The following is a 14,581-nucleotide window of genomic DNA, read 5'->3' as shown; positions in this document are numbered from 1 at the left end:
ATGAGCGGTGACATGCCCGATCGGACATGTCATGGCGCGACGATGAGAGGCGCGGTAGGCGAGGCTCGTCGCCTCGCGGGCGGGAGCTCGAGACCGTCGTGATTCGAGGCCGACGAGGCACCGAGTCCAATCCTCATCAGCTCGAGGCCTTCGTGTTGCGAGGGCGGCGAGGCGCCCTCGGCGACTCACTCGGCCGCTGGTGCTTTCTTGGCGGCCTTCTTGGCCGGGGCCTTCTTGGCGGTCTTCTTGGTCGCCGTCTTCTTGGCGGTCTTCTTGGCCGGGGCTTTCTTGGCGGCCTTCTTGGCCGGGGCTTTCTTGGGGACCTTCTTGGTCGGGGCCTTCTTGGTAGCCTTCTTGGTTGGGGCCTTCTTGGTAGCCTTCTTGGCCGGGGCTTTCTTGGCGGCCTTCTTGCTCGCCGTCTTCTTGGCGGCCTTCTTGGCCGGGGCCTTCTTGGCGGCCTTCTTGGCGGCCTTCTTGCTCGCGGCCTTCTTGCTCGCGGCCTTCTTGCTCGCGGCCTTCTTCTCGCTCGCGGCTTTCTTGCTCGGCGGGAACCAGCGCGAGGCTCGGGCTTCGACGGCGGCCATCTCGGCGCGGCTGGGGCGGGCGGGGTCGTCCCACCAGGCGTCGAAGGCGGTGGTGCCGAAGCTGGAGCCGGGGGTCAGGCCTTCGAGGTAGCGCGGGTCGGTGACGCGGGCGCGGAGGACGAACTGGTGGGAGGGGAATTTTTTATAGGAGTCGGGCTCGTCGCGGAAGCGGCCCTCTTGCCAGGCGCGCTCGTCGGTGACGATGCCGATCCGCTCGACCAGCTCGGTCGAGGCGATGAACTTGTCGACGTGCTCGCGGTGGAAGCTCTCCTGCCACACCGGCGGGGTCGGGCCGCCGACCTCCTGCATCGCCTTCTGCAGCGGCGTCGGGTTGTCGCCCGCGTACGGCATGCCGTCCGCCAGCGCCATCAGCACGAACGATCGCGTGAGCGCGTAGTCGTTGACGCCGCCGGCGGTGCTGGTCGTGCACACGAGCTCCACGGTGTCGTCCTGGAGCGGCCGGATCTCGATGTAGAAGGTGTCGCTGGACATCGGACGCGACGGTACCACGGCGCCGCCCCAGCGAGCACATGACCGATCGAACATGTCGCGACCGGCTGCCGCTTTCGACTTGCCAGCGGCCGGCTCGCGCGCGCACGATCGAGCGCCACATGACCACGTTCATCGCGCTCCTCCGCAGCATCAACGTCGGCAGCACCCGCAAGCTCCCGATGGCCGACTTGCGGGGGCTGTGCGGCGAGCTCGGCTTCGCCGCGGTGCAGACGTACATCCAGAGCGGCAACGTCGTGTTCAACGCGGAGGGCTCGACGGACACCCACGAGGCGGCGCTCGAGCAGGGCATCACGCGGGCGTTCGGGATGCACGTCGACGTCATGGTGCGCACGGCCGCCCAGTGGCGGCAGATCGTGGCGGGCAGCCCGCTGCGGTCGGAGGCGGAGGCGGAGGCCAATCGCGTGCTGCTCGGGGTGTCGAAGCGGCCGCCCCGGACCGACGCGGTGACGAAGCTGAACGAGCGGGCGACTCTCGGCGAGCGCGTGGTGGCGGCGGGGGAGGTGCTGTGGTTCCACTACCCGGGCGGGGTCGGGCGCTCGAAGTGGACGCCGGCGTTGATCGATCGGGTCGTCGGGTCGCCGCTGACCGCCCGCAACTGGCGGACGGTGCAGCAGGTCGCAGAGATGGCCGGCGGTTGAGTCGCGCCCGTCGTCCCCGAGCGAGGACGCCGAGCTCGAGGTGGCGTCACCTGGGCCGCAGCGGCCAGTCCCAGGCGAGGCCGAGGACGCCGCGCAACAGCGGCTGGCCGACGCGGAAGGCCTCGACGCCGCCGCTGCGGATGCTGAGCGGGGGCAGCAGGACGTCGACCGCGAGGCCGCCGTGCGCGGACAGCCGCGGGCCGAGGCGCACGGCCAGGGCGAGGGTCGCCGAGAGCATGCCGACCGGCTGGACATCGCTGACGCCCCGGTACGGGCTGTTGGCGCGGCCGACCGCCCAGCCCAGACCGACGCCGCCGCCCAGGCCGATGCGCAGCGTCGTGCGCGGGCCCAGCTGCCAGCGTGGTCCGAGCTGCGCGCGGCCGGCGACCACGCCGAGCAAGATCGATCCGCGGACATCCTCGCGCCAGCCGGACGTCACCAGAGTGGTGACGCCGCCGCTGAACTCGAGGCGACGGCCGAGCTCGCGCCGGCCGGCGAGGTCGAGGCCCGCGAGCAGGCCGGCGCCGCCCGGGCCGCCGCCGATCGTCGCAGCGACGAGCAGGCCGTGACGGCGGACCGGAGGCGCAGGCGCGGCAGGAAGCGCAGGCGGGAGGTCGTCCGTGAACTCCGGGAGCGAGGGGCCCGTGGGTGGTGGCGGGCCGGAGAACGGCGCGGGCGGGGGAGCGGCGGGCAGAGGGACGAGCGTCGAGGCGGCGGGCGGGTTGGTGGTCGTGGTCGGAGCGGTCGAGGTTGGTTCGATCGGCGTGGAGGATTGCGCGGGGGACGTCGAGGCGGGCGCGAGCGGGACGAGCGAGGCGGCGGGGGGCGTCGAGGCGAGGGCGGCAGGCTCGGGCGCGGGGCGGGCCCGGGTCTCGGTGCGGACCCTTTCGGCGGCGCGGAGGGCGACGAGACCGGGCTGAAGGCTGTCCTCGACCGCGAACTCGAGGCGGCGCGGGGCCGAGGTGTCGGCGTCGACGAACCACAGAGTGACATCGGCGCGCTCGCCGGTGCGGGAGATCTGCACGGCGGCGACGGCTGCCTGTTCGGCGATCAGCGTCGCCATCGCGCCGTCGTCGCGGCCGCGTGGGCCGGCGTCGGTGACGGTCATGCCGAGCGAGCGGAGCTCGTCGCGGACGCGCAGCTCGGCGAGCCGCCAGCGCGCGTCGGGGGCGTGGACCAGGACGACCGTGGCGGCGCGGGCAGGGCCCACGCCGGTGAGCCAGACCGTGGCGGCGAGCAGACATGCGGCGCGGCGAGCCATCGCCGGTGAAGGATGCCCGATGCCTCGACGTTCGGCGACTGTTGCCTGCGGAGCTTCATCGGACCCCTCGCCGCGCGCCTTCGCGACGAACCGGCGGCGCACACGAGTGTGGCCGAACGGACATGTTTATAGGAACATGTTTAAAAAGTCATACGGAGGTCCTCGGCGCGGCGTGAGGGGAGGGAGCAGAGCCCGAGGTGCTCGAGGCCGGCCGGCGGCTTGCCCTGGTGGAAGGGCTGGCACACCTGGCCCACGCCGGGGCAGGTGTCGGGGAAGTCGAGGTCGCAAAACGGGAGGCAGCAACCGACCCCCTCGAGGTCGCACTCGCCGGCGCCCGCGGGGTCGACGCAGATCAGGCCGTCCTCGCACTGGTCGAGGTATTCGCACGCCTCGAACAGGCCATTCTTCGGCTGATTGCCCGCGGGGAAGCAGCCGAACTGGGGATCGATCCAGATGCAAGTGTCGTCGCCCGCGCAGTCGTGGACCAGCGGGTCGCAGGCGGCGAAGCACATCGGCAGGGCGGTGTTGAGACAGACCTGTCCGGAGGGACAGGCCGGGTCGTCGGAGTGGCCGGTGCAGAGCGGGCGGCAGGTGCCCTGTTGGGTGGCCGGATCGACGCTGTGGCAATAGAGGCCGAGGTCACAGGTGTCGGGCCCGAGGTGGCCCTCGACGAGCACCTGGCAGGGCTCGCCGAGCTGGTCGGGGCCGGGGACGATCGCGGCGCAGGCGATGCTGCCGGTGGTCAGCGGCGGCGGCCCGGCGGCGGCGCACTTCTCGCCGGCGGGGCAATCCTGCGCCCAGACGTCGCACTGCGCGGGCGGGTCGGCCGGCATGATGAAGACGCTGTCGTCACCCGTGGTGGTGGGGGGGCAGACGAAGGTGCAGTCGTCGTAGGACGTGACCGTCGAGGCGGAGGTGATGAACGAGGTGCCGTCGGTCGCGGGGCCGGAGGTCGAGGAGATCGACGCCGAGGCCTCCGCCGGAGGGCCGGTCTCGAGCGCGGTGGTGTCGCCCGGGCCGGACGAAGCGGAGCCGGCCGTGAGGATCGGGTCGAGAATACCCGGGCCGCAACCGGCGAAGGCGAGGGCGAGGACGAGGGGTCGTCGCATGGGCAAGAGGTCGCGCGAGCCGGGGCCGATGGCTCAGCAAATTTTGCCCGCCCGCGGCCCCGCGAGCAGGCGCGGGCGAATCGGCGGGGTCACGGCAGGAAGCAGGCGCCGAGGTGCTCGTATCCGGGCGGGGCGTCGCCGGGCGAGAAGAAGGGCAGGCACTGCTGGCCGACGCCCGGGCAGGTGTTGGGGGCGTTCACATCGCAGTAGGCGAGGCAGCAGCCAGCGCTGTCGAGGTCGCACTCGCTGGCGCCCTCGGAGTTGCCGCAGAACAGGCCATTGTCGCACGTGTCGAGGTATTCGCACCCCTCGAACAAGCCGTGCTGAGGCTGACTGTCGTCGGGCCAGCAGCCGAACCCGGTCGAGAGCATGAGGCAAAGGTCGTCGCCGGCGCAGCCTCCGAGCAGCGGATCGCAGGCGGTGAGACACATCGGGAGGTTGGTGTTCAGGCACACCTGCCCGGCGCCGCAGCTGGGGTTGTCGGGGCTCCCGGTGCAGAGCGAGGCGCAGGTGCCCTGCTGGGTGACCGGATCGACGTCGTAGCAATAGAGGCCGATGTCACAGGTGTCGGGCCCGAGGTGTCCCTCGACGAGCAGCTGGCACGGCTCGCCGAGCTGATCGGGGTCGGGGGCGATCGGGGTGCAGGTGATGCTGCCGGAGTTGAGCGGCTTCGGCCCCTCGGCGGCGCACTTCTCTCCGGCGGGGCAGTCCTGCGCCCACACGTCGCACTGCGCGGGCGGATCGGCCGGGAAGATGAACGCGTTGGTGGGGTCAGCCGTGGTGACGGTGGTGGTGGACGCGCCGTCGGAGGTGGTGTCAGAGGTGGTGTCGGAGGCGCTGCCGGCCGACGGGTCGTCGGTGGTGACGGTCGAGGTCTCCCAGGGGCCTGTCTCGGAGGTGAAGCCGGTGGTGATGATCGGGTCGAGGACATCGCAGCCGGCCAGAGCCAGGACGAGCGCGATCGGCAGGGAAGAGCGAAGGGATGTCTGCATGCCCTGGAGTCGCGTGAGGTCGAGACGACGGCTCATTTTTTAAATGGGGAGACGGCGGCGAGGCGAGCGGTCCGATCGACAATGGCGCGAGTCGCGAACGCGACGGGCTCGTCGCGCGAATGAGCGGAGTCGGCGCATTGTCGCGCGGCTGTTAGTGCAGCGCGTCGAGCTCGTCGAGCCGGCGGCGGGCGTCGGCGGCCAATGCACCGTCTGGCGCTTCGGACAGGTACTTTTTAAACCAGTCGGCGGCGCGGGCGGGGTCGCGGTCGAGGTCGAGGGCGACGCGGCCGAGCAGGAAGGCGGCCGTGTGGGCGCGGGGATCGGCGGGGAAGCGCCGGCGCAAAGCGAGCAGGGCGTCGCGTGCTCGCGGGGCGTCGCCGGCGACGCGGGCGCAGTGGGCGAGCAGGTCGAGGTCGGCGGCGGCGAGCGTGGCGTGCAGCTGCGAGAGGCCGTGGCGCTCGGCGGCAGCGAGGGCGGCCGCGCAATCACCGGCTTCGGCGAGGGCGATCCACGCGGTCTCGGCGGGCGAGCCGGCCGACGAGGATGAGGAGTTCGCAGCGGGCGAGCGGGCGGCGGAGCGGGACGAGCTCGCGGCCGGGGGGCTCGCGCGAGGGCCGGAGGGGCGATCGATGGCCTGCGCTTCGAGGAGCGGGGCATCGGCCGACGGAGCGGCTGCCGGGGTGGGGCCGGAGGATGCTTCGAGGAGCGCGGCCTCGGCTGAAAGATCGCCCGCTGGCGCGGGCGAAGCGTTCGCGTGGGGAGTGATGGGGACGTCGCTGCGCGCGAGGAGGCCGGGCTCGGCCGACCGGTCGCGCAGCTCGAGGCGCTGGCCGGCGCGCAGGTGCGTCGCGCCGTCGGGGCCGGCGACGTCGACGCTGCCGCGGTGGACCTCGACGATCAATGTGGCGGTCGCGGAGATCCACGTGGCGCTGGCGTCGGCGTCGGTGAGCGCGACGGTGAACGGGCCGGCGCTGACGGACCACGCGCGGTCGGGGACGGCCACGACGTGGAGGGTGACGGTGCCGCGCTCGAGCGCGAGCTCGACGTGCGCGGGCTCGGCCCGGGTGAGGCGGGCGGCGGCGCGAGCGGCCAGCTCGGCGCGGCTGTCGTCGGAGAAGTCGAGGACGAGGGCCTCGCGCTCGGGGGCGGCGAGCCAGGCGCCGACCATGACCGCCTGCTGGGCGACCGTCACCGTCAGCGGCGCGCTCAGGGTCGCGGGGCGGGCGAGGAACATGGCCAAAAGGACAGCTGCCGCCAGGGGCAGGAGCCACCAGGCGTTGGGCTCGCGGCGAGGGCGGGGCGCGGCGGTGAGGCGGGCGACGGCCGCCCGCTGACGCTCGCGGCGGACCGGTCCGGGGCCGTCGCCGAGGTTGCGGGCGACCTCGCGGGCGAGGCGCTGCAGCGGGTCCGTCATCGCTTCACCTCGAGTTCGCGCAGGTGTTCGGCGAGCATGGGGTCGCGCTCGGCGAGCCGGCGGAAGCGCGCCTGGGCCGCGGACAGCCGGCGCTTGACGGTGGCGAGCGAGCAGTCGCAGGCGGCGGCGACGTCGCCGAGTGGTTGCTCGTCGATGAAGCGGAGGGCGAAGGCGATCCGCTCGTCGGCGGGGAGGCGGGCGAGCACGCCGTAGGTGCGCTCGAGCAGCTCGCGCGCCTCGTGCGAGGCGGCGGGGGTGTGGACCTGCTCGGCCGCCGCGGCCTGCATGCCGAACAATCGTCGCACGCGGCGGCGGCGAATCTCGCTGCGCACGGTGTTGACGGTGACTGCGGCGACCCAGCCGCGCAGGGCCTCGGGCTCGCGGACGCGCTTCAGGCCGGCGAGCAGGGCGACGAAGACCTGCTGGACGAGGTCGTCGTGGTCCTCGTCGGCCCCGAGCACGCGCCACACGAGCCGGTTGACCTGGGCCCCGACGAGGTCGAAGAGCGCCGCGCCGGTGCGCGGGTCGCCGGTGTGCACCAGCTCGAGCAGCGACGTCGCGGCGTCGGCCGGTCCCGGCCGAGCAGGCTCGTGGTCGCTGTGCACGACTCGCAGAGGCATCCCCGGCTCAGAGGTCGCACGAGCCACCGCCGATGGCTCAGAATAATTTCGGACTTGCGTGGATGGCGCGGATGGCGGCTTTTGCCGCAAACGGCCGCGTCGGCTCTCAGGCCGAGAGCCGCCAGCTCGCCGGGTGTTTCAGCTTGGTTGCCGCAAGCGGCCGCCTCGCTCTCGAGCCAAGAGGAGCCTCGCCGCCCGGGTGCCGTGAGCGGCCGGGGCGGCCGAACGCTGCGTTGCCGCCCGCGGCCGGGAGGGCGATGACGGCGGCAAGGTTGCCAGGTGCCCGGGACGACCCCACCTGCGAGGTCCCAGCCGACGAGCCTCGGCGAGTCGGCAGGCGAGTCGGCCGGTCCAGGGCGCTCGACCTGCGAGGTCGCCATGGCTGGTGGCGACCTGCGAGGTCGCGGCCGACGCGGCTTCGCCGAGTCCGCCGAGTCGTCGCGACTGCGAGGCCGCGGCGAGGTAGCAATCGGCGCGCGACCTGGACTGCCTCGGCGCGCCCGGCGATCCTCGCGGCGCCGTGTCGTTCAAACAACTGAAACAGCTGTCCGTCACTCGACCGAGGCCGAGCTCGATCGCCTGCGCGCTGGTGCTGTTTGCCGGCTGCGGCGACGACGGCGGTGCCGGCACCACGGCCGACGCGAGCGGCACGAGCACGATGACCGACGCCGGCACGACCACCGGCACGACCACCGGCACGACGAGCAGCACCGGCGAGGCGCCGACGACCACCGAGGAGACGAGCACGGGCACCACGGGCGCTGTGGTGCCGCCGCTCGGGCCGTGGACGGTGATGACCTTCAACGTGATGTGCGCCGGTTGCACGCCCGAGGGCTTCGAGGACTGGGACGCGCGCGTGCCGTACACGGGGGACACGATCCGCCGCCACGACCCGGACCTGATCGGGATGCAGGAGCTGTTCCTCGGCGAGGAGGTGGCGCAGATCGAGGCCGAGCTGCCGGGCTACACCAGCATCTGGTTCGCCAAGCCCGACAGCATGAGCCTCGATTACGCCGACGCGGCGATCTTCTACCGCAGCGACATGTTCACCGAGGTCGAGCACGGCTTCTACTGGCTGTCGCCGACGCCCGACGTTCCGTACTCCACCGGGTTTTCGATCCCTCAATTCGCGCGGATGGTCACATGGGCCCGCCTGCGCGCGATCGCCGACGATCATGAATTTTTCTTTGCCACCACTCACTTCGACAACAACTCGCCGTCGCAGGAGCTGAGCGCGCCGGTGGTGCTCGAGCGGACCGCGGCGCTCGCGTCGGAGCTGCCGGTGATCCTGGTCGGCGACTTCAACTCGCGGACAGATGACCTGGCGTACGTCCTGCTCACCGAGGGCGAGGCCGGCGCCGGGCCGCGGTTCGACGACGCGTTCGTGCTCGCGGGCGCGTGGAGCAGCGACAGCAACCTCGAGCCGGTGCCCGTGTACGATCCTTCACAGCGCATCGATCACGTGTTCGTCGCCGGTGCGCCGTGGCAGGCCAGCGATTGGGTCGTCGATTTGTGGGGCTACGGGCCGATGCAGCACGAGACGTCCGATCACTTTGCGATCGTCGTCGAGCTCGCTGTGCCATGATTGCAGCCCTCGCAGACCGCGCCGCGTAGACTCACGGTTCGGGTGATAGCAAGCGCGATTCGCTTGGGCTAAGCCCCGCCGCGAAGGCAAGAGCTCGGCGTGAGCTGGCTCTTGCATCATGACCCACGAGACATCTTTGCCATGCCCGAACACGTGATCTTCGGCCTCGATCCCCTCTGGCTGTCCACCGCGCTGCTCGTCCTCACCTACGCCGCGATCATGTCGGAGAAGATCAATCGCGCCGTGGTCGCGCTGCTCGGCGCCGGTCTGATGATCTGTCTCGGCGTGCTCAATCAAGAGCAGGCCATCCACGGCGTCGACTTCAACACCATCGCGCTTTTGACGGGGATGATGATCCTCGTCAACATCACGCGGAAGAGCGGCATCTTCCAGTTCATCGCGTTCTGGTCGGCGCGCAAGGCCGGCGGCGTGCCGTGGAAGCTGCTCATCATGCTCACGCTGGTGACGGCGGTGCTGTCGGCGCTGCTCGACAACGTGACCACGGTCCTCCTGATCACGCCGGTCACCCTGCTGGTGGCGCGCGAGCTCGACGTGCCGGCCTACCCGTTCCTGTTCGCGGAGATCTTCGCGTCCAACATCGGTGGCACGGCGACGCTCATCGGCGACCCGCCGAACATCCTCATCGGCTCGGCGGTGGCGCTGTCGTTCAACGACTTCGTGCGCAACCTGGCGCCGGTGGTCGGCGTGCTGATCGCGCTGCAGGTGCTGGCGCTGCACGGGATTTGGGGCAAGAAGCTGCGCGCCAACCCGGAGGCGCAGCGCAAGATCATGGCGCTGAACCCGGCCGAGGCGATCAAGGATCCTGGCCTCCTGGTCAGCTCGCTCGGGGTGCTCTCGGCGGTGCTGGCGGGCTTCGTCACCGCGCGGCAGACGGGCATCGAGCCCGGCACCGTGGCGATGTTCGGCGCGGCGGTGCTGATGTTCCTCTACGTCCGCAAGCACCCGGGCCACGACCAGTCGCACCGCGTGCAGGACATCTTCGGCGAGGTCGAGTGGGTCACGATCTTCTTCTTCGTCGGCCTGTTCATGGTCGTCGCCGGCGTCGAGCACGCCGGGCTGCTCGACCACCTCGCCCACGGCCTCATGGACGTCACCGGCGGCGACCGCAACGTCACCGCGATCGTGATCCTCTGGGCCTCGGCGGTGCTGTCGGCCATCATCGACAACATCCCGTTCGTCGCCACCATGATCCCGCTGATCAAGAGTATGACCCCGGCGATGGGCGGAGCCGAGGGCGCGATGCCGTTGTGGTGGGCCCTGTCCCTCGGCGCCTGCCTCGGCGGCAACGGCACCCTCGTCGGCGCCAGCGCCAACCTGACGGTCGCCGGCCTGGCCGAGCGCGAGGGCGTCCAGTTCAAGTTCCTCACGTACACCAAGCTGGCGTTCCCGCTGATGCTCGGCAGCATCGCGGTCGCCCACGCGTACCTGTACTTCTGGTTCCTGCGCTGAGCCCCGCTGCGAAGGGCTGCGAGGCGGCCGTGCCGGTCTCCGGCGCGGCCGCGGTCGCGATCACGGCGCGAGCAGCGGAGCCGGGACGTGAGCGACGACCTCGTAGGGCTTGGCGGCGTCGAGCGGCTGGCCGAACAGCTCGACCGGACCGGCGAAGCCGGCGATGAATGCCACATGTCCTTCGGGATAGGTGGCGAGGCGATGGACCTGGCCGCCCGAGGCGGCGCACAGCGGCATCGACCAGCGGTGACCGCCGTCGCCGTCGAGGCCGGCCAGGAAGGCGCACGGGGCGGTCTCCGTGGTCAGCGGCCCGCCGCCGAGGTCGATCTGCTGGTTGAAGGTGCCGCCGAGGACCCAGCCGCCGTCCGGCCCGGCCCCGAGAGCGCAGCCGGAGTCGACGTTGGGACCGCCGTGCGCGCCGCCCCACGCGAGCTCGCCGTCGGGGCCGAAGCGGGCGGCGAAGTGATCGGCGTGCTCGTCGTTGGCGGCGATCGGGCCGGAGCCGAAGTCGATGGCGTTCTGGAACCACCCGGTCACCGCGAGGCCGCCGTCGGCGGCGAAGCGGGCGCCGCAGCCGCCCGAGTTGCCGCTGCCGAGCTGCTGCGACCAGCGATGGACGCCGGTGTCGCCGTCCACCACCACGACGTAGGCGCCGCCGTCCTCGAAGACGCCGCCGCCGAAGTCGATCGCGTTGGCGAACCAGCCGGTGACTGCGACGTCGCCGTCCTCGCCGAGAGCCAGGTCGTGGGCGGAGATGTCGGCGGAGTTGGCGAAGACCTGCGACCACAGGTGCCCGCCCTCGAAGTCGAGCTTGGCGAGCAGGAGATCGTGCGCGTCGGTGGCGGCGAGCGGCCCGCCGCCGACGTCGATGAAGCCCTCGAAGCTGGCGGCGAGGAAGATGCTGCCGTCGGCGTCGACGACCGCGCGCGGCTCGAGCTCCTGGCCCTCGCCGCCGAAGCCGCGGATCGAGGAGGGGGTGCCGTCGCCGTGCAGCTGCAGCAGGAAGATGTCGGTCATGCCCTGGCTGACGAGCGGCGACAGGCCGGGGACCTCGAGGGTGTCGGAGAACTCGGCGGCGAGCAGGAGGTCGCCGCCTTCGCCGACGGTGATCGAGGCCTCGTGCTCGCCGCCGGGGCCGCCGAAGCGACTGGCCCACAGGAGCTCGCCCGCGGCGGTCCAGCGGGCGACGAACAGGTCGAGGGCGCCGGCGCTGGTGAGGCTGACGTCGCCGATCTCGAGGGTACCGGCGAAGGCGCCGGCGACGACGACGTCGCCCTGCTCGGTGATGACGATGCTGTGCGCGCTCGCGCTCGCGTCGCTGACGAGCTGGACCAGCCACAGGCCGGCCTCCTCGGGGCCGCTGGTGGTGGTCGTGTCGTCGGTGGTGCCGGTGGTCGTCGGCGTGCTCGTGCCCTGGGAGGTCGGCTCGGCGCTCGTCGAGGGCGGCTCGGCGGTGGTCGCGGTCGAATCACTGTTCGTGCCGGTCGAGTCCGCCGGCATCGTCGTGCCGGTCGAGCTCGAGGTGTCGGTGTCGCTGGTGGTCGCGGGATCGCCCGGGCACGCGCCCACGAACGCGAGCGCGAGGGCGAGACGGCAAGGGGGTGTAAGCGAGTTCATGTGTGCATGGTAGCAGCCGGGCGGGCGCCGCTGTTCGGGGGCTGACGGGCCGGCGAAGTCGTGCAACCATGGCGCGTGCGCTCGTGGTCCCTCAGGCGGCCCGACGGCGTCGCGCTGGTCGGCGAATCGCGCGGGCAGGGCGAGCCGGTGGTGCTCGTGCACGCGACCGGGATGACGCGGCGAGCGTTCGCGGCCGCGGCCGATCAGCTGGCCCGGCACCTCCGCGTGGTCACCTACGACCGCCGCGGCTGGGGCGACAGCCGCGGGAAGATCGAGCCGCAGCGGTGGTGGGCGACCCACGGGGACGATCTGATCGCGGTGATCGAGAGCATGGGCGAGGCGGCCGAGGTGGTGGCGTGGGCCGGTGGCAGCGCGGCGGCGATCCACGCGGCGCTGCGGCGGCCCGAGCTGGTGCGCCGGCTGGTCCTGTTCGAGCCGACGATCGGCGCCGGTCCGCCGCGGTCGCGCCGGCTGCGACACCTGCGACGCTCGCTGGCGTGGGCGGCCGTCGGCGAGCACCGCCGCAGCCGCGCGGTGTTCTGGCGGGCGACGACCCGGCGCGGGACGTGGTCGCCGGCGACCGGGCACCGCGGAATCACATGTGCTTTCGACCATGTCCGTTCGGACATCCGAGAGATGCTCCTGAACGCGCCGGGTCCGCTGGCCGACGAGCTGCGTGCGGGCACCGAGGACGCGCTGCTCGAGCGGCTGGCGGAGCTGCGGCCGGAGGTGCACATCCTGCTGGCGGGGATGAGCGTGCGCGAGGTGTACCGGATCGCCGACCGCTGGGTCGAGCGCTGCCAGACGGCCGGCTTCCGCGGCGAGGACGACTGCGACGCGCTGCTGCCGCTCGACCGCCCGCGGGTGTTCGCGGCCTGCGTGCTCGAGATGCTCGGCTACGCCGACTGGCGTGCGATCGCGGCGGCCCGCCTGGCGGAGCTGCGCGAGGTGCTGCGCCTGCCGGCGCTCGAGCGCGCGCGGGTGAAGTGCGTCCGCAACAGCGAGGTGTTCGTGCCCGACGCGGTGACGGGCGCGCTGCGCTGGGACGCGGAGGCCGAGAGCGCGAGCGCGAGCCTGGTGGTCGGCTCGACCTACGAGGTGACCGGCGTCAGCGCGCACGAGCTCGGGGTGATCGACGAGTGCGGCGAGGACTGCGGCTATCCGCCGGGGTGGTTCGAGCCGGTGGCGATCGACTGGTAGGAGCCGATGGACGAGGCGAGCGAATTCACGGAGACGCGCTGGCACGTGCGCAAGCGGCCGGGCATGTACGTGGGCGACTTGCGAGACGGTCGCGGGATCTTGCACATGGCGCTCGAGCTGGTCGCCAACGCCGTCGACCAGGCGCTCGTCGGGCGCTGCTCTCGTCTCGACGTCGGGGTCGAGGACGACGAGACCGTCGTCGTCGCCGACGACGGGCCGGGGATCGCCGTCCAGGGCGGGGAAGGGCGGCCGCCGTTGCGCGAGATCCTCGAGCAGCGCTTCGATCTGCCGACGGTCGATGGGCATCGTCCACACGTCCACCTCGGGTTCGGCGGCGCCGGTCTCGTGGTCGTCAATGCGCTCAGCGAGCTGTTCGAGGTGGTCACGGTGCATTCGGGTCGGCAGGCGACGGCGCGTTACAGCCGCGGCGTGCCGCTGGAGCCGATGCGCGTCGAGGCGACCGGCTTGCCCTCGGGTACACGCATTCGCTTCCGCGCCGATCCGCAGATCTTCAGCGCCGTCGGCGTGCGGCGCGAGGACCTGCGTCATCGATTGATGGACCTGTCGTTCTTGCTACCCTCGCTGCGGATCACCTGGATGGGCGACCGGGAGTACCACGGGCGCGGTCTACCGGAATTGGTGCGACTGGTCGCGCCCGAGACGATCGGCGGGGTGGCGCACCACCGCGCCGTGGTGAACGGACCCGAGGAGCCGATCGACGTCGAGGTCGCGCTGGCGTGGGGCGAGGGCTCGACGCGCGATGCGCTGGTCCAGAGCTTCGTCAACCTCGGCCGCACCCGTGAGGGGGCCCATCGCGACGGGGTGCTCGACGGACTGCGCAGCTTCTTTCCGCGGCGTGGGGCGGCGGCGCGGCGCGGCGGTTTGTCGGCCGCGGTGGCGGTCGTGCTCGCGGATGTCCAGTGGGGCAGCCCCACCCGGGACAAGCTCGTCACGCCGGCGGCGCGGTCGGCGGTCAAGCGAGTGACGATGGAGGCGCTGCGAATGTGGGCCGAGCGCTACCCCGAGGCCGCGGCGCAGATCGGGGCGCGCGGGCTGGTGGAGTGAGCGGTGGCGCCGACGGTGTCAGAAGCGGGACACCCGTGATTGTGATGACAGCGAGGAGGGTCGTCCGGCAGCGACGCATACGTGTTCGAGCTGCAGGGCGAGTCTGTCGATTCAAGCCGGCCACGTCGCGGATCTGCAGATCCATACCCACGATTCCCCGGGCGCGGAGCTGATCGAAGCGTAGACCGGTCGACCACAGCGCGCCACGGTTGCGTCGCGTGTATGTCGAGTGCGTCACGCAGGGGGCGCCCGATGGCGGTGGCGCGCGTCACTGGAGTGCGGCGGTGAAAGCCGGCGAGGCGACCGATATAGCGGAGCTCCGCGGCGATTTCGACGATGGAGTGATCGCCGGGGCCGAGGCGCGGGGATGCGCCGCGAATGCGACGCTCGCCACGTTCGCGTACGGTCCTGCGAGGCGAAGACGGGGCGGGCGCTGCGCGGGCGAAGAATGCGGCTTCGGACGATGCCTTCGAGGGGGGCGCCGGCCCCGTGTGCGGCCTGTCCGGGCCCGAC

Annotated in this window: 12 protein-coding genes; 5 read left to right on the top strand and 7 right to left on the bottom strand. The window is 72.0% G+C overall.

Features of this window, described 5'->3' with window-relative positions:
- Nucleotides 1-185: 185 nt before the first annotated feature.
- Nucleotides 186-1,076 carry a hypothetical protein gene (locus O0S08_RS46745; RefSeq protein ID WP_269036032.1) on the bottom strand — a complete coding sequence of 297 codons (891 nt, stop codon included), beginning with the start codon at nucleotides 1,074-1,076 and terminating at the stop codon, nucleotides 186-188.
- A 119-nt stretch (nucleotides 1,077-1,195) separates the two neighbouring features.
- Here O0S08_RS46745 and O0S08_RS46740 point away from each other — a divergent pair, with 119 nt between their 5' ends.
- Nucleotides 1,196-1,735 (top strand): DUF1697 domain-containing protein, encoded by a 540-nt coding sequence (locus O0S08_RS46740; protein WP_269036031.1) that lies wholly within the window; start codon nucleotides 1,196-1,198, stop codon nucleotides 1,733-1,735.
- Between the two features lie 46 nt (nucleotides 1,736-1,781).
- On the opposite strand, the gene O0S08_RS46735 is transcribed toward O0S08_RS46740, so the two are convergent.
- The 5 genes from O0S08_RS46735 to O0S08_RS46715 all read right to left on the bottom strand — a co-directional run bounded on the left by O0S08_RS46735 (nucleotide 1,782) and on the right by O0S08_RS46715 (nucleotide 7,131).
- Nucleotides 1,782-2,996, bottom strand: coding sequence for a hypothetical protein (locus O0S08_RS46735; RefSeq protein ID WP_269036030.1), 1,215 nt, complete (start codon nucleotides 2,994-2,996; stop codon nucleotides 1,782-1,784).
- A 140-nt stretch (nucleotides 2,997-3,136) separates the two neighbouring features.
- Nucleotides 3,137-4,105, bottom strand: a complete 969-nt coding sequence (locus O0S08_RS46730) for a hypothetical protein (protein WP_269036029.1) — start codon at nucleotides 4,103-4,105, stop codon at nucleotides 3,137-3,139.
- An 89-nt stretch (nucleotides 4,106-4,194) separates the two neighbouring features.
- A complete protein-coding gene (locus tag O0S08_RS46725; protein ID WP_269036028.1) occupies nucleotides 4,195-5,097 on the bottom strand; it encodes a hypothetical protein in 903 nt (300 codons plus the stop codon).
- Between the two features lie 151 nt (nucleotides 5,098-5,248).
- Entirely contained in the window at nucleotides 5,249-6,511 is a 1,263-nt protein-coding gene (locus O0S08_RS46720) for a tetratricopeptide repeat protein (RefSeq protein WP_269036027.1), read from the bottom strand.
- The gene (locus tag O0S08_RS46715) at nucleotides 6,508-7,131 is read right to left on the bottom strand and encodes an RNA polymerase sigma factor (RefSeq protein ID WP_269036026.1); all 624 of its coding nucleotides are present in this window, start codon (nucleotides 7,129-7,131) and stop codon (nucleotides 6,508-6,510) included. The genes O0S08_RS46720 and O0S08_RS46715 overlap by 4 nt, the downstream gene beginning before the upstream one ends.
- Before the next feature lie 520 nt (nucleotides 7,132-7,651).
- Between O0S08_RS46715 and O0S08_RS46710 the strand changes: the two genes are divergently transcribed.
- The gene (locus O0S08_RS46710; protein ID WP_269036025.1) at nucleotides 7,652-8,716 is read left to right on the top strand and encodes an endonuclease/exonuclease/phosphatase family protein; all 1,065 of its coding nucleotides are present in this window, start codon (nucleotides 7,652-7,654) and stop codon (nucleotides 8,714-8,716) included.
- A 141-nt stretch (nucleotides 8,717-8,857) separates the two neighbouring features.
- On the top strand, nucleotides 8,858-10,186 hold the full coding sequence (locus O0S08_RS46705; protein ID WP_269036023.1) for an ArsB/NhaD family transporter: 1,329 nt from the start codon (nucleotides 8,858-8,860) through the stop codon (nucleotides 10,184-10,186).
- Between the two features lie 60 nt (nucleotides 10,187-10,246).
- Here the strand turns inward: O0S08_RS46705 and O0S08_RS46700 are convergent, their stop codons facing one another.
- Nucleotides 10,247-11,803: a hypothetical protein gene (locus O0S08_RS46700; protein WP_269036022.1), complete on the bottom strand. Its 1,557-nt coding sequence runs from the start codon at nucleotides 11,801-11,803 to the stop codon at nucleotides 10,247-10,249.
- 75 nt (nucleotides 11,804-11,878) lie between these two features.
- Here O0S08_RS46700 and O0S08_RS46695 point away from each other — a divergent pair, with 75 nt between their 5' ends.
- Both O0S08_RS46695 and O0S08_RS46690 read left to right on the top strand, forming a co-directional pair.
- Nucleotides 11,879-13,003, top strand: coding sequence for an alpha/beta fold hydrolase (locus tag O0S08_RS46695; protein ID WP_269036021.1), 1,125 nt, complete (start codon nucleotides 11,879-11,881; stop codon nucleotides 13,001-13,003).
- Between the two features lie 6 nt (nucleotides 13,004-13,009).
- The gene (locus O0S08_RS46690; RefSeq protein ID WP_269036020.1) at nucleotides 13,010-14,068 is read left to right on the top strand and encodes an ATP-binding protein; all 1,059 of its coding nucleotides are present in this window, start codon (nucleotides 13,010-13,012) and stop codon (nucleotides 14,066-14,068) included.
- The last annotated feature ends 513 nt before the right edge of the window (nucleotides 14,069-14,581 follow it).

Origin of the sequence: Nannocystis punicea (genome assembly GCF_026965555.1) — a bacterium.
Classification (GTDB): Bacteria; Myxococcota_A; Polyangia; order Nannocystales; family Nannocystaceae; genus Nannocystis; species Nannocystis punicea.
Note: the sequence above shows the minus strand (reverse complement) of the source record. Positions and strands in the feature narration are given on the sequence as shown.

Excerpts from the sequence above, each read along its gene's own strand:
- O0S08_RS46740 (WP_269036031.1), top strand. The coding sequence starts at position 1,196 with ATGACCACGTTCATCGCGCTCCTCCGCAGCATCAACGTCGGCAGCACC.
- O0S08_RS46745 (WP_269036032.1), bottom strand. The coding sequence starts at position 1,076 with ATGTCCAGCGACACCTTCTACATCGAGATCCGGCCGCTCCAGGACGAC.
- O0S08_RS46705 (WP_269036023.1), top strand. The coding sequence starts at position 8,858 with ATGCCCGAACACGTGATCTTCGGCCTCGATCCCCTCTGGCTGTCCACC.
- O0S08_RS46690 (WP_269036020.1), top strand. The coding sequence starts at position 13,010 with ATGGACGAGGCGAGCGAATTCACGGAGACGCGCTGGCACGTGCGCAAG.
- O0S08_RS46730 (WP_269036029.1), bottom strand. The coding sequence starts at position 4,105 with ATGCGACGACCCCTCGTCCTCGCCCTCGCCTTCGCCGGTTGCGGCCCG.
- O0S08_RS46735 (WP_269036030.1), bottom strand. The coding sequence starts at position 2,996 with ATGGCTCGCCGCGCCGCATGTCTGCTCGCCGCCACGGTCTGGCTCACC.
- O0S08_RS46720 (WP_269036027.1), bottom strand. The coding sequence starts at position 6,511 with ATGACGGACCCGCTGCAGCGCCTCGCCCGCGAGGTCGCCCGCAACCTC.
- O0S08_RS46725 (WP_269036028.1), bottom strand. The coding sequence starts at position 5,097 with ATGCAGACATCCCTTCGCTCTTCCCTGCCGATCGCGCTCGTCCTGGCT.
- O0S08_RS46715 (WP_269036026.1), bottom strand. The coding sequence starts at position 7,131 with ATGCCTCTGCGAGTCGTGCACAGCGACCACGAGCCTGCTCGGCCGGGA.
- O0S08_RS46700 (WP_269036022.1), bottom strand. The coding sequence starts at position 11,803 with ATGAACTCGCTTACACCCCCTTGCCGTCTCGCCCTCGCGCTCGCGTTC.